Source organism: Neomoorella sulfitireducens, from assembly GCF_024733845.1.
Taxonomy (GTDB): domain Bacteria; phylum Bacillota; class DSM-521; order Neomoorellales; family Neomoorellaceae; genus Neomoorella; species Neomoorella sulfitireducens.
Genome location: NZ_JANRHG010000012.1, coordinates 1 through 13089, shown reverse-complemented (window position 1 = coordinate 13089; position 13089 = coordinate 1). Strand labels below are relative to the sequence as shown.

Below are 13089 nucleotides of genomic sequence, written 5' to 3'. Positions count from 1 at the left end.
TCTGAACTGGTACCAGCAGGAAATTCGTATTTGGCGTCGAAAAAAACTATTACAGCCAGTAATTTTTGGAAAAAAGGCGGAGGTCTTTAATGGATGGCAATTCTCCCCGGCGAGACGGGGCTGGATTGGACAAGGTGGCGGAAGCTACTACGCCAATTTATGATTTTCATTCTGCAACCGCCCGGCATAGCGGGGATTATGGCCATCCTTTATCCGGGGGAAATCCTGCAGGCACGCCCTGGATACCTAATGGTACGGTAGGTGAGATATATCAGGAAGCCCAGGAAGCCTTGGGCGATGTTTATAATCGTTGCCGCCTGGGGAGCCATCTGGAGGTCAAAAATATCCAGGAGATAGTAGGCGATTTTCTTAACCGGATGCAGGATAACCAGAACATGTTCCTGCAGGTGGCAATGCTCAAGGACCTGGACCCCTACTCTGTCCGGCACTCCCTGAATGTGACCGTCCTGGCTACCCTCCTGGGTTCAAAACTAGGGCTCTCCCGCGAAGAACTCCTCATCATTGGCGTTGGCGCGATGCTCCACGACGTGGGTAAACTGGAAGTACCGCCGGAAATTTTATTAAAACCCGGCAAATTAAATGCCGAGGAGTTTGCCCTTATCAAGCGCCATCCCCAGGCCGGTTATGAACGCCTGGATGGCGTGGTAAGCGAGGCGGTTCGCCGGGTGGCCCGTGATCATCATGAACGTTGCAACGGCAGCGGTTATCCTCAAGGATTAAGGCAGGAAGAATTAAGCCTGGCGGCACGGTGTGTGGCCATTGCCGACGTTTATGATGCTGTAACTACCGACCGCTGTTACCGGCCCAGGTATTTACCCCACGAGGGCATGGAATTGTTAATGGTGGAAAGCACTATGGGTAAGCTGGATATGGAACTGGTCCGGGTATTCTTGCAGGCCATTGCCAGTTACCCGGTGGGGACCAAGGTGCGGTTAACGACCGGGGAAATAGCCAGGGTAATAGCCCAGGAGCCTGAAGTACCAATGCGCTCGGTGGTAAAAGTGCTGCAGCCCCGGCACCGCGCCGGCGAGGTTATTCGCCTCCTGACCAATCCTACCGTTTTAATCGCTGAGGCCGAACCTTGATTTTATCTCCATAGCGCGTACGGGCGGGATGCCGGGGGCATGCTATTACTGGCCGAATTTTATGGTGGGGATGGTTGCATGCCGGTAAACAGCGGAAATTTAACAACTGCTTATCTGGGCCTGGGTTCCAACCTGGGCGACCGGGAAGGTCATTTGCAGCGGGCCGTAGCCATCCTGGACACCATTGAAGGGATCGAGGTAGAACGGATTTCTTCCTGGTATGAGACGGCTCCGGTGGGTAAAACCTCCCAGGGATGGTTTTTAAACGGCGTAGCCAGGATCAAAACTTCTATGTCTCCCCGCGAGCTGTTGCTGACAGTCCTGGCGGTAGAGCAGCGCCTGGGACGGGTGCGGCGGGAACGCTGGGGCCCACGGAACATAGACATTGATATCCTGCTTTATGACAACCTGACAATCAATGAACCCGACCTGCAAATCCCCCACCCCAGGATGCAAGAACGGGCCTTTGTTCTCGTGCCCCTGGCAGAAATAGCCCCGGACCTTATTTTACCTGATGGCCGGCGGGCAGATGAGGCTGCCAGGGATCATTTTCCCGGGCAGGAAGTATTGCCATACAGCAGCCTGCGGTGTTAAAATATAATAGGCGCTACCAGTAAGGAGCGCACATATTTACCGTTAAAATAATCAAATATAGGTTTAAAAGATTGGCCGCTTGGATCTATTACTTAAGACCGAGACGGGTGAGTAGGGGATGAGCTTCCGGCAACCTGTCGGGAGCTTTTTATTTGGGGGCGTGTCCATATATGCAAGTTGGTATAATTGGAGCCGGGGCTGTCGGTACCGGCATGGGTATACTGTTACGCCGGCGTGGGTATACCATTGCAGGGATAGCCAGCCGTACCTTCGCCTCAGCGCGAAGGGCGGCGGCAAGACTGGATTGCCCGGTCTTCGAGCGGCCGGAAGAAGTAGCCCGGCGGGCCGACGTGGTCTTTATCACCACCAGCGACCAGGCTATCGGCCCGGTAGCAGCGGCTGTTGCCGCGGTAAACGGTTTTCGTCCCGGGCAAGTGGTAATTCATATGAGCGGCTCTTTAACCTCGGACGTCCTGGAGCCGGCCCGGCAGGCCGGTGCCCTGGCCCTGAGCCTCCATCCCCTCCAGTCATGTGCCGACGCCGACCGGGCGGTGACTAACCTCCCGGGGTCAGTTTTCAGCCTGGAAGGGGATGAGGAAGCCCTTTCCCTGGGAAAACGCCTGGTAAAAGAACTGGGGGGGGAGTATTTTATCATCAGCCCCGGCGCCAAGCCCCTCTACCATGCCGCCGCCTGTGTAGCTTCCAACTACCTGGTGAGCCTCATTGATTTAAGCTACCGGCTTATGCAGGCAGCGGGCATGGAACCGGAAATGGCGGCCCGCGCCCTGGCGCCTTTAATTAAAGGAACACTGGATAATATTAATGAAAAAGGCATTCCCCGGGCACTGACCGGCCCCATTGCCAGGGGCGATATCGATACAGTCAGGGATCACTTGGTAGCCATTGATACCGCCGTCCCCGAACTGGGCGAGATTTACCGCGCCCTGGGACGCTACACGGCTGGCCTGGCCGGCCGTAAAGGCAGTATTGACCCCCGTGAGGTAGAACTGTTCAGGCAAATCCTGGATATCAGATTTGATGCAATAAGCAGGCGGGCGGCAACCGGAGGGGTCACCGGGGAGGGCTAACAGGTGCCGGTGGCTTTAACTGGTGCCCGCTCTATGTTTAATGAGATGGCAGGCCGGGCGCCGGATATGCTCATAAAAAACCAACTGAGGCCGGAACCTGTACCCCTGGTGGTAAGAAGCCGGTCAATAATCGGCTGATATGATATTGGTGGACCCTTTTCTGAAGGAGTCGATGATAATGGAGGTATTGACAACAATTGCTGCGATCCGCAATTTTGTTATGGCTGCCAGGCGGCAAGGGAAAAGCATAGGCCTGGTTCCTACCATGGGCTACCTGCATGAGGGCCATTTGGCCCTGGCCAGGAAGGCCAGGGAGCAAAATGACGTCGTTATCATGAGCATTTTTGTTAACCCGACCCAGTTTGGCCCCGGGGAAGACCTGGAGTGTTATCCCCGGGACCTGGAAAGGGATCAAAAGTTGGCGGCTGGCGCGGGTGTTGATGCTATTTTTGCCCCTGGCGCAGAAGAAATGTACCCGCCCGGCTATGCCACCTATGTCCAGGTTGAGGGCCTTACGGAAGTCCTGTGTGGCGCCTCCCGGCCGGGCCATTTCCGGGGTGTAGCTACGGTAGTGAGCAAGCTTTTTAATATTGTCCAGCCCGACCGGGCCTATTTCGGCCTCAAGGATTACCAGCAGGCGGTAGTGATTAAACGCCTGGCCAGGGATTTAAATTTTCCGGTTGACATAATCACCATCCCTACCGTGCGGGAGGCGGACGGCTTGGCTTTAAGTTCACGGAACAAGTATTTAAGCCCGGACGAGCGCCGGTGGGCCCTGGCCCTCTACCGGGCCTTGAATACAGGGGCTGCCCTTATCCGTTCCGGTGAACGGCGCGCCGCCGTGGTCCGGGACGCCATGGCGCAGGAAATTTTATCCCGGCCCCGTACGCGCATCGATTATGTGGCGGTCAACGACGCCGAAACCCTCGAACCTTTAGACGAAATCAGGGGCCGGGTGCTGCTGGCCCTGGCCGCCTGGGTGGGGGAGACCCGTTTAATAGATAACATGATCGTGGAGGTGAAAGACTGATGTGGCGCACCATGATGAAAAGCAAACTGCACCGGGCGACCGTTACCGGCGCTGACCTCAATTATATAGGTAGTATTACCATCGACAGCGATTTGATGGCCGCAGCCGATATTTTACCCAACGAAAGAGTCCAGGTAGTCAATAATAATAACGGCGCCCGCCTGGAGACCTATGCCATCCCCGGGCCCCCCGGCAGCGGTATCATCTGTGCCAACGGCGCCGCGGCCCGGTTGGTCCAGCCCGGTGATGTGGTCATCATTATCTCCTACGGCATTTTTACCGACGCCGAGGCCACGTCCTATAAACCGCGCGTCATTTTCCTGGACGGGCAGAATAAAATAAGTGAGATCCGGGGTAGGGAACGGCCGGGAGAGACCTGGGTATGAAGCCCGGCGAAAAAATGTTAACCATAATTGCCGCAGGGAGTTGACAACCATAAAAAGGAAGTTTAAAATAAAACTATGGCTAAAGAAGGCAGCAAGCAGCAAGTATTAGAGTACCTGCGCCGCCGCCCGGGTGAGTATATTTCCGGGGAAGAGCTTAGTAAAAGACTTGCCATCACCAGGACGGCGGTGTGGAAGCATGTCCAGGCCCTGCGCCGGGAAGGTTATCAAATTGATGCCCAGACACGTCGCGGCTACTGCCTGCTGTCTGCGCCGGACTGCTTTTACCCCGAGGAAGTGACCGCAGGCCTGAAGGCCACCTGGCTGGGCCGGAACCTTTACTATTATGATGAAGTGGGCTCTACCAACCAGGTGGCCAAAGAACTTGCCGACGGCGGGGCACCGGAAGGGACGGTGGTCATCGCCGAAGGCCAGACCGGAGGCCGCGGCCGGCGCGGGCGTTCCTGGGTTTCGCCGCCGCGAAAAGGCATCTGGTTTTCTGTCATCCTGCGCCCGCGGGTGGCAACGGCCATGGCCTCCCAGCTTACCCTGCTGGCGGCGGTAGCCGTTGCGGCAGCAGTACGCCGCCAGACCGGCCTCCCCCCTGGTATCAAGTGGCCCAATGATCTCCTGGCCGGGGGGAGGAAAATGTGCGGTATCCTGGCAGAAATTAAAGCCGAGATTGATGTCCTGGAGTATGTCGTTCTGGGCATAGGCTTAAATGCCAATCTTGAGGTAGGGGATTTTAGCCCTGAAGTAAGACCGCACGCTACCTCTTTATATTTAGAGTTGGGGCGTCCGGTGGAGCGATTGCCCCTATTCCAGGAGATGCTCTACCAGCTGGAAAAATGGTATGAGCGCTGGCAGGAAAAGGGTTTTGAGCCCATCCGGCGGGCCTGGAAAGAGGCGAGCGTGACCCTGGGCCGGGAGGTGGAAGTAAACACCTGGCGGGATGTCTTCCGGGGCGTGGCCGTTGATATTGACGCCGAGGGCGCGCTGCTGGTGCGGGGGGCGGGAGGTGAGGTTCGCCGGTATAATTCCGGGGAAGTGAGCCTGCGAGCGGCAGGCTAAAATTTTTCTCATATATGTTAACCATATATAAAACAAAAAGTTAACAATAAACCATGTGCCATTTATATTAGCGAGCCATGGAGGCAGTAGCTTGAAAAAAGCCGGCAACCGGCCGGCCTTCGAGGAGGTTTTTTTCTTGCGTACTAAAGACATAGCCCTGATAGCCCTTTTTGCCGCCCAGGTAGCCATCCTGGCCCAGGTGGCTATTCCCCTGCCCTTTTCACCGGTACCCATTACCGGCCAGGTCCTGGGAGTTTTCCTGGCCGGGGCCGTACTCGGCAAAAAGAAAGGCACCCTGGCTATAATCGTGTACTTACTCCTTGGGGTGATTGGCCTGCCCGTTTTTGCCCGTGGTGGGTCGGGCCCGGCGGTCCTGGCCGGGCCGTCAGGGGGATATCTCTGGGGGTTTATCTTGGGCGTCTACTTCATGGGCCTGATCCTGGAAAGGGGCCAAGGGGAACCGGGTTACGGCCGCCTGGTTGCCGGCATGCTTGCCTGTCTGGGGGTAGTCTATTGCCTGGGTACTTTCCAGCTGGCTTACATCCTGCATCTTAACCTGGTTAAAGGGTTGCTCCTGGGGGTCCTGCCTTACATTCCCCTGGATATGGCCAAGATATTCCTGGCGGCGGCCGTTGGCCTGAAGGTCCGGAGGGCCCTGCAGCAGGCGGGGTACCTGGCCCCCGGGAGTACTTCTGATTGTTAGGCGGCTGCCCCTTCAGGTTATAGCTCTAGCCGTCCGGTTAGCTTGTACCGGCAGCTCTCGTTGCTTCTTTTACAGGCGGTTACTAACCTTTTATGTGGGGTATTTTTTTAGTAAGAAAAAGGATAAAGCCCGGGGCTGTGGAATAATTTTATAAGTCGAAGAAGATGGAGGGAACGGCGGCATGTTAATGGCCATAGATGTCGGCAATACTAATATTGCCATTGGCCTTTATAAAGGGAAGGAGTTACAATGCTGCTGGCGCCTGGCCAGCGACCGGCAGAAGACGGCCGACGAATACGGCCTGGTCTTACGCCAGCTGGCCGGTTACCAGGGAATGGAGATAGATGCCGTTCAAGCCGTAGTCATGGCTTCCGTGGTGCCGACTTTAACCCAGACTTTCACCATGATGATAAAAGAACAGTTAGAATGCAGGTTGCTGGTAATCGGCCCCGGGGTAAAAACGGGCATGCCTATTCGTTTTGACAATCCCAGGGAGGTGGGCGCCGACCGCATTGTTAACGGTGTAGCCGTCTATGAACTTTACGGCGGCCCGGCCATTGTCGTGGACTTTGGGACCGCCACAACCTTTGACGCCATTTCTGGAAACGGTGAATATCTGGGGGGAGCCATCGCACCCGGGATTGGCATCGCCACCGAAGCGCTGTTTGCCCGGGCAGCCAAACTACCCCGGGTTGAACTTATCAAACCGCCCCGGGTAATCGGTAAAAACACCGTGGCCGGCATGCAGGCGGGAATAATGTATGGCTTTATCGGCCAGGTAGAGGGGATCGTCACCCGCATGAAGGAAGAGATGGGTGGGCAGGCCTTGGTGGTGGCTACCGGCGGCCTTGCCGGCTTGATAGCGCCTGAAGTAGGTTGTGTCGATAAAGTTGACCCCCTGTTAACCCTGGAGGGTTTGCGGATCGTCTATGAGCGCAACAGTTAAGATTGGCCCGGTAACCCTGGAAGCGCCGCTGGTAACGGCGCCCATGGCGGGCTTTACCGACCCCATTTTTCGCCTGCTTGCCAGGGAAGCGGGAGCTGCCTTGACCTATACCGAAATGATCAGCGCCCAGGGTCTTATTTACCGCAGTAAGGCTACCTGGGCGCTCCTTGATTTAAAAGGTGAGTCCGGGCCGGTGGCCGTCCAGCTATTCGGCCGTGAACCGGGAATTATGGCCGCGGCTACCAGGCTGGCCGTGACCGCCGGAGCGGCCATTGTCGATTTAAATATGGGCTGCCCGACACCCAAGATAGTCAAAAACGGGGAAGGGGCGGCCCTGATGCGCGATCTTTCCCTGGCTGCGGAAATTGTTGCCGCCATGGTAGAGGCGGCCGGTCCGATACCGGTTACGGTCAAGATGCGTAAAGGATGGGATGAAGATAGCGTAAACGTTCTCGAGGCAGCCCTGGCGGTGGTGGCGGCCGGTGCCAAGGCGGTGGCCGTTCACGGCCGTACCCGCAGCCAGTTTTACAGCGGGCAGGCCGACTGGACCTGCATCCGGAGGGTTAAGGAAGCCGTACCGGTACCGGTCATTGGCAACGGCGATATCAGGACACCGGCGGACGCCATAGCCATGCTGGAACAGACGGGCTGTGACGCCGTTATGGTAGGCCGGGCCGCCGTAGGCAATCCCTGGCTTTTAATGGCCATCCGCGCTCGCCTGGAAGGCCGCCCGGAACCTCCCCCTCCGGATGTAGCCACCAGGATGGCTATAGCCATGCGTCATTTTAAAATGATGGTAGATTTAAAAGGGGAAAAGGTGGCGGTGAAAGAAATGCGGAAAGTGCTTGCTTGTTACCTCAGGGGCTTGCCCGGTGCAGCCCGCCTGCGGCAACACCTTTATACCCTCGACACCGCGGCGGCAGTCATGGCTGCCCTGGTCGCCTACAGCAGTGTCGTTCCCGACCGGATTGACGTAAAATAAATCTCCATAACGGGTATAATTTTCATGGTCCTGGCAGGCCGGTTTTATTTAAAGGCCGGATGAATTACCTTGCCAGGACCATATTTTTTTGTTATAATCTACCTTGCACATTTTTGTGCACAAAGGGGCAGTTGACTGGTGGAACTGATACGGATTGGCGACAAGCTTATCAGCCGGCGCAAGATTAATTCCATCCTGGAGCGCATTTTTACGTTGCGCTGCCAGGGATTTTCCCAGCAGGAGGTGGCCCGGCAGGTAGGCGTGGACCGCTCCTTTGTCTCCCGTTTAGAAACCCTGGGCGAGATACGGCGCGGCCGGCGTGTGGCTGTGGTGGGCTTTCCCGTCGCCAATAAGGCCGAACTGGAAAATATGCTGCGACAGGAGGGCGTTGAATACATACTGCTCTTAACCGATAGCGAACGATGGGATTTTGTTCGCCAGAAGAATGGCCTGGAATTACTGAACCAGATAATGGAGATTGTGGCTCAGTTGCGGAATTATGATGTAGTCATTATTATTGGCTCCGACTACCGCATTAAGGTCGGTGAGGCCTTGCTGGGACGGGAAGTGGTGGGCGTAGAGATGGGTCCTTCCCCTATTAGGGGTGACAGGGAAGTCAACGCCGAAGAACTCCGGTCACTGGTCCGGGATTTGGTTGAAGCTGAAAAATAAGGGGCTGAACGATAAATGAAACGAGTAGTAAGCATCAGCCTGGGTTCATCAAAACGGGATCACCAGGTAGAAGCGGAATTCCTGGGAGAAAGGTTTCGCATTGAACGCATCGGTACCGACGGCGATATGGAGCGGATGGTCAATCTTATCCGGGAACTGGACGGGCAGGTAGACGCCTTCGGCCTGGGGGGGATGGACCTGTACATCCGGGTAGGAACCAGGCGTTACCTCCTGCGGGATGCAGCTAAAATAGTCCGGGCGGCCCGGCTGACGCCCATGGTGGACGGCGGCGGCCTGAAGGATACCCTGGAGCGCCGGGTGATAACCTACCTGGCCCGTGAAGGTGTCCTGGATTTCCGGGGCAAGAAGGTACTCATGGTCAGCGCCGTCGACCGCTTTGGTATGGCTGAAGCCCTGGATGCCGCCGGGGCCGAGCTTATTTGTGGCGATTTAATTTTTGGCCTGGGTATACCTGTGCCCATTCGGTCCCTGTCCAGGTTCCAGCGGGTTGCTTATGTTGCGGCACCCTTCGTTCGCCTGTTGCCTTTTAAACTCCTCTACCCCACAGGCAAAGAACAGGAGAAAATTGATAACCGCTACCAGCGTTATTACGAAGCTGCGGAGATTATTGCCGGGGATTTTCTCTTTATCCGCCGTTACCTACCCCCGGAATTGCCGGGGCGGGTGATAATCACCAATACCGTTACCAGCACCGACATCGAAGAACTGCGTCGCCGGGGGATTAAAACCCTTATTACCACTACCCCGGAATTTAACGGTCGCTCCTTTGGTACCAATGTCATGGAAGGTGTCCTGCTGACACTCAGCGGCAAAAAGGCGGATACCGTCACGCCGGAAGATTATAACCGGTTGTTAGACCGGCTCGACTTTAAACCCCGGATAGTCAACCTGACTTAACATAATGTTTGCTTACAGGGTAACCCCACTTCCTACCTCACACTTCCCATATCTATATTAAAGGAGGGCTATTCCTTGCATCGGTTCGCCTTTATGATCCATCCGCTGGATATCAGCTATTTTGCCAGGAAGTTTCCCTTCACACGTTACTTGCCCGCAAAGTTCCTGGAAAAATTGGCACTTCATATCCCTCCTCTGAAAACTTCTCACATTACCGGTGTTCGTTCCCCATATGCTGAAACCGAAGGATGGTTCGTTGCCTGCCCCCTCACCTCACGCCAGATGGTGACCCTGCCGGAAGAATTTGTAATCCAAAAGATTATTAGCACCGGTCGCCTGGCAGAAAAACTGGGAGCAGAGATCCTGGGACTGGGAGCAATGACTTCTGTAGTCGGCGATGCCGGGGTTACCGTGGCCCGGAATTTAGATATAGCAGTGACTACCGGTAACAGTTATACCGTTGCTACAGCCCTCGAAGCAACGGAAAAGGCGGCGGCCATGATGGGTATCGAACTGCCCGGAGCCGAGGTGGCCATTGTTGGGGCCACAGGCTCAATTGGCGCCGTATGCGCTAAAATCCTGGCCCGCCGCTGCCGGAATCTAACCCTGGTTGCCCGCAATGAAGCCAGGTTGTCCCATCTGGCCGGTGAAATAAAAGATATGACCGGTGTAAAGGCCAGGACAACAGCTTATTCCCGGGAAGCCCTCCGTCGCGCCGATGTTATTATTACCGTTACCTCAGCGGTAGATACGGTTATCGAGGCGGAGGACCTGAAACCGGGGGCGGTGGTCTGCGACGTAGCCCGGCCGCGGGATGTTTCCCGGAGGGTGGCCGAGATACGCGATGACGTGCTGGTGATCGACGGCGGGGTAGTAGAAGTTCCGGGCAATGTCAACTTTAACTTTAATTTCGGTTACCCTCCGGGACTGGCCTATGCCTGTATGGCCGAAACCATGATCCTGGCCCTGGAGGGGCGCATGGAAAACTTTACTATGGGCCGGGAGTTAACGGTAGAACAGATTGATACCATTAACCGCCTGGCAGCCAAACACGGCTTCCGGGTGGCCGGTTTCCGCAGTTTCGAGTTGCCGGTTTCCGAAGCTAGGGTGGCGGCCATCCGCGAGCAGGCCAGGCGTAAACTGGCCCTGGCCCGTTAACTTTTGGAAGGGTATTGACATGGTAACCAGTCAGACCTATAATACCAGTAAATAAACGGACTATATTACAACAAGCACTGGGAAACTTCCGGTGCTTGTTATAGTACTTGGGCCTGTGGGGCGGTCGCATAAAGGAAGGAAAAAGGACATATATTGAGATAGCACTGATGTTCATAATTTATGCGGTAACTGAAGGGGAGCGAGCAGAGGATGGCAGAAAAAGAAACCTTATTAACCCTGAGCGGGTTAAAGAAACTCGAGGAAGAGCTGGAGTACCTCAAGTCTGTAAGGAGGCGTGAAGTCGCCGAGCGTTTGAAACAGGCCATTGAGTTCGGCGACATCAGTGAGAACTCCGAATACGAGGACGCTAAAAACGAGCAAGCCTTTATTGAAGGCCGTATTCTTACCCTGGAAAAAAAGCTGCGCAATGCCAGGATTATCGATGCCAGCGAGGTGCCTGAAGACATTGTCTCCCTTGGCTCCCGGGTCACCTTGAAGGACCTGGATGGGGGGGAGGAACTAGAATACGAAATCGTCGGCTCTATGGAGGCCGATCCGGCGGAAAACAAGATTTCTAACGAGTCGCCGGTAGGCAAGGCCATCCTGGGCCACCGTATTGGAGAAATAATAAATATTCAGGTGCCGGCTGGTACCTTGCATTACCAGATAGTAAATATAACCAGAGGTCTATAGGAGGAACGACGTTTTGGAAGTAGAGAATGATTTAATGGCGGTGCGCCTGGAAAAGTTAAAGGAGCTCCAGGGAGAGGGCGTCGACCCGTACGGGGGACGCTTTGAACGCACCCACACCACGACGGCCGTCCACCGGCATTTTGAAGAACTAGAGGGACAGGAGATAGCCCTGGCAGGCCGTATTATGGCCATCAGGGGCCACGGCAAAGCCTCCTTTGCTGATTTACAGGACCGGGACGGGCGCCTCCAGCTTTATGTCCGTATTGACAACGTAGGAGCGGAAACCTACGGGTTATTCCGCAGGTTGGACATCGGCGATATTATTGGCGTTAAGGGTAGGGTCTTTCGCACCCACCGCGGGGAAATTTCCCTGGAAGTCTATCAACTAACTCTCCTGTGTAAAAGTTTACGCCCTTTACCGGAGAAATGGCACGGGTTAAAGGACGTAGACTTACGCTACCGGCAGCGTTATCTCGATCTCATTGTTAACCCGGAAGTAAAGCAAGTGTTTATCATCAGGGCTAAAGTGTTACGGGCCGTACGTTCCTTTCTGGACGGCCGCGGGTTTTTAGAAGTGGAAACCCCGAGCATGCATACCATCCCCGGCGGCGCGGCTGCCCGGCCTTTCATTACCCACCATAATGCCCTCGATATCGATCTCTATTTACGTATTGCTTTAGAGTTGCATTTAAAGCGGCTACTGGTGGGCGGCCTGGAAAAGGTTTACGAAATGGGCCGCATTTTCCGCAACGAAGGCATATCGACCAAACACAACCCGGAATTCACCATGATTGAATTGTACCAGGCTTATGCCGACTATGAAGACATGATGAACCTCCTGGAGGAGATGGTAGCCTACGTCGCCAGGGAGGCGGTAGGGTCTACTACCGTTACGTACCAGGGCGAGGAATTGGATTTGACCCCGCCCTGGCCGCGTTTAACCATGTTTGCAGCCATTGAAAAATACACCGGCATAGATTTTTCCCTCATAACAACAAGGGAAGAGGCAGGGCGGGCTGCGGCAGAGCTGGGCGTGGAAATCGAACCCGGCATGGATTGGGGTAAAATTGTAAACGAAGTTTTTGAGACGAAGGTTGAACCCCATTTAAAGCAACCCACTTTTATCCTCGATTACCCGGTGGCCATATCACCCCTGGCCAAAAGAAAAAAAGAAAACCCGGAACTTACTTACCGCTTTGAAGCCTTTATTGCCGGGAGGGAACTTGCCAATGCCTTTTCCGAATTGAACGATCCCCTCGACCAGCGACGGCGTTTTGAACTCCAGATGGCTGCGCGGGCCGCCGGCGATGAAGAAGCCCACATGCTCGATGAAGATTTCTTACGCGCCCTGGAATACGGTATGCCCCCGGCCGGCGGTATGGGTATAGGTATCGATCGCCTGGTAATGATCCTGACGGATGCGACATCTATCAGGGATGTTATCCTGTTTCCCACCATGCGTCCAAGAGAAGAATAGCAAAATGGAGTATCGACTTAAAAACAAATAAAACCTGGAGCTTATCCGGTATAATAGCAACGGGCAACCGTTAGCAGGCCCTATTGGGCATTGCGCGCTGCCCGTTTTCAGTGTTATATTATCTCCTGCGTCCCGGCAGGGGCGCAACGACAAGAAAGAAAAGGAGAAAAGGCCCCTTGACAAAGTATCGGGGGCCGTAGTAAAATACAGACTTGCCGGCAGGAAATGCCGGTGAGAGTAGCAAAAAGCCCTTGACAGCGAGGGCGAT

At 55.1% G+C, this 13089-nt stretch carries 15 protein-coding genes; all 15 read left to right on the top strand.

Annotation, left to right across the window (positions count from 1 at the left end):
• Positions 1-89 precede the first annotated feature (89 nt).
• The 15 genes from NWF31_RS11475 (at position 90) to lysS (ending at position 12821) form a co-directional block, all read left to right on the top strand.
• The gene (locus NWF31_RS11475; protein ID WP_258360641.1) at positions 90-1106 is read left to right on the top strand and encodes an HD-GYP domain-containing protein; all 1017 of its coding nucleotides are present in this window, start codon (positions 90-92) and stop codon (positions 1104-1106) included.
• A gap of 39 nt (positions 1107-1145) precedes the next feature.
• On the top strand, positions 1146-1700 hold the full coding sequence (folK, locus tag NWF31_RS11470; RefSeq protein WP_258360640.1) for a 2-amino-4-hydroxy-6-hydroxymethyldihydropteridine diphosphokinase: 555 nt from the start codon (positions 1146-1148) through the stop codon (positions 1698-1700).
• Between the two features lie 170 nt (positions 1701-1870).
• Positions 1871-2788: a Rossmann-like and DUF2520 domain-containing protein gene (locus tag NWF31_RS11465; RefSeq protein ID WP_258360639.1), complete on the top strand. Its 918-nt coding sequence runs from the start codon at positions 1871-1873 to the stop codon at positions 2786-2788.
• Between the two features lie 3 nt (positions 2789-2791).
• Positions 2792-2926, top strand: coding sequence for a hypothetical protein (locus NWF31_RS11460; RefSeq protein WP_258360638.1), 135 nt, complete (start codon positions 2792-2794; stop codon positions 2924-2926).
• 40 nt (positions 2927-2966) lie between these two features.
• Complete coding sequence (panC, locus tag NWF31_RS11455) at positions 2967-3818, top strand: pantoate--beta-alanine ligase (protein ID WP_258360637.1); 852 nt, start codon at positions 2967-2969, stop codon at positions 3816-3818.
• A complete protein-coding gene (panD, locus tag NWF31_RS11450; RefSeq protein ID WP_258360636.1) occupies positions 3818-4204 on the top strand; it encodes an aspartate 1-decarboxylase in 387 nt (128 codons plus the stop codon). The genes panC and panD overlap by 1 nt, the downstream gene beginning before the upstream one ends.
• A 75-nt stretch (positions 4205-4279) precedes the next feature.
• Positions 4280-5272, top strand: coding sequence for a biotin--[acetyl-CoA-carboxylase] ligase (locus NWF31_RS11445; RefSeq protein WP_258360635.1), 993 nt, complete (start codon positions 4280-4282; stop codon positions 5270-5272).
• A gap of 91 nt (positions 5273-5363) precedes the next feature.
• Positions 5364-5975: a biotin transporter BioY gene (locus NWF31_RS11440; RefSeq protein WP_258360634.1), complete on the top strand. Its 612-nt coding sequence runs from the start codon at positions 5364-5366 to the stop codon at positions 5973-5975.
• Between the two features lie 181 nt (positions 5976-6156).
• The gene (locus NWF31_RS11435; protein ID WP_258360633.1) at positions 6157-6921 is read left to right on the top strand and encodes a type III pantothenate kinase; all 765 of its coding nucleotides are present in this window, start codon (positions 6157-6159) and stop codon (positions 6919-6921) included.
• Entirely contained in the window at positions 6905-7903 is a 999-nt protein-coding gene (gene dusB, locus NWF31_RS11430) for a tRNA dihydrouridine synthase DusB (protein WP_258360632.1), read from the top strand. The genes NWF31_RS11435 and dusB overlap by 17 nt, the downstream gene beginning before the upstream one ends.
• A 138-nt stretch (positions 7904-8041) precedes the next feature.
• Positions 8042-8575, top strand: a complete 534-nt coding sequence (locus NWF31_RS11425) for a helix-turn-helix domain-containing protein (RefSeq protein WP_258360631.1) — start codon at positions 8042-8044, stop codon at positions 8573-8575.
• Between the two features lie 15 nt (positions 8576-8590).
• Positions 8591-9493, top strand: coding sequence for a DUF8754 domain-containing protein (locus NWF31_RS11420; protein ID WP_258360630.1), 903 nt, complete (start codon positions 8591-8593; stop codon positions 9491-9493).
• A 75-nt stretch (positions 9494-9568) separates the two neighbouring features.
• Positions 9569-10651, top strand: a complete 1083-nt coding sequence (locus NWF31_RS11415; protein ID WP_258360629.1) for a shikimate dehydrogenase — start codon at positions 9569-9571, stop codon at positions 10649-10651.
• 210 nt (positions 10652-10861) lie between these two features.
• The gene (gene greA, locus NWF31_RS11410) at positions 10862-11344 is read left to right on the top strand and encodes a transcription elongation factor GreA (RefSeq protein WP_258360628.1); all 483 of its coding nucleotides are present in this window, start codon (positions 10862-10864) and stop codon (positions 11342-11344) included.
• A gap of 34 nt (positions 11345-11378) precedes the next feature.
• Positions 11379-12821 carry a lysine--tRNA ligase gene (gene lysS, locus NWF31_RS11405; protein ID WP_258360709.1) on the top strand — a complete coding sequence of 481 codons (1443 nt, stop codon included), beginning with the start codon at positions 11379-11381 and terminating at the stop codon, positions 12819-12821.
• Positions 12822-13089 lie beyond the last annotated feature (268 nt).

Excerpts from the sequence above, each read along its gene's own strand:
- folK (WP_258360640.1), top strand. The coding sequence starts at position 1,146 with ATGCTATTACTGGCCGAATTTTATGGTGGGGATGGTTGCATGCCGGTA.
- NWF31_RS11465 (WP_258360639.1), top strand. The coding sequence starts at position 1,871 with ATGCAAGTTGGTATAATTGGAGCCGGGGCTGTCGGTACCGGCATGGGT.
- NWF31_RS11420 (WP_258360630.1), top strand. The coding sequence starts at position 8,591 with ATGAAACGAGTAGTAAGCATCAGCCTGGGTTCATCAAAACGGGATCAC.
- dusB (WP_258360632.1), top strand. The coding sequence starts at position 6,905 with ATGAGCGCAACAGTTAAGATTGGCCCGGTAACCCTGGAAGCGCCGCTG.
- NWF31_RS11435 (WP_258360633.1), top strand. The coding sequence starts at position 6,157 with ATGTTAATGGCCATAGATGTCGGCAATACTAATATTGCCATTGGCCTT.
- lysS (WP_258360709.1), top strand. The coding sequence starts at position 11,379 with ATGGCGGTGCGCCTGGAAAAGTTAAAGGAGCTCCAGGGAGAGGGCGTC.
- greA (WP_258360628.1), top strand. The coding sequence starts at position 10,862 with ATGGCAGAAAAAGAAACCTTATTAACCCTGAGCGGGTTAAAGAAACTC.
- panC (WP_258360637.1), top strand. The coding sequence starts at position 2,967 with ATGGAGGTATTGACAACAATTGCTGCGATCCGCAATTTTGTTATGGCT.
- panD (WP_258360636.1), top strand. The coding sequence starts at position 3,818 with ATGTGGCGCACCATGATGAAAAGCAAACTGCACCGGGCGACCGTTACC.
- NWF31_RS11475 (WP_258360641.1), top strand. The coding sequence starts at position 90 with ATGGATGGCAATTCTCCCCGGCGAGACGGGGCTGGATTGGACAAGGTG.
- NWF31_RS11445 (WP_258360635.1), top strand. The coding sequence starts at position 4,280 with ATGGCTAAAGAAGGCAGCAAGCAGCAAGTATTAGAGTACCTGCGCCGC.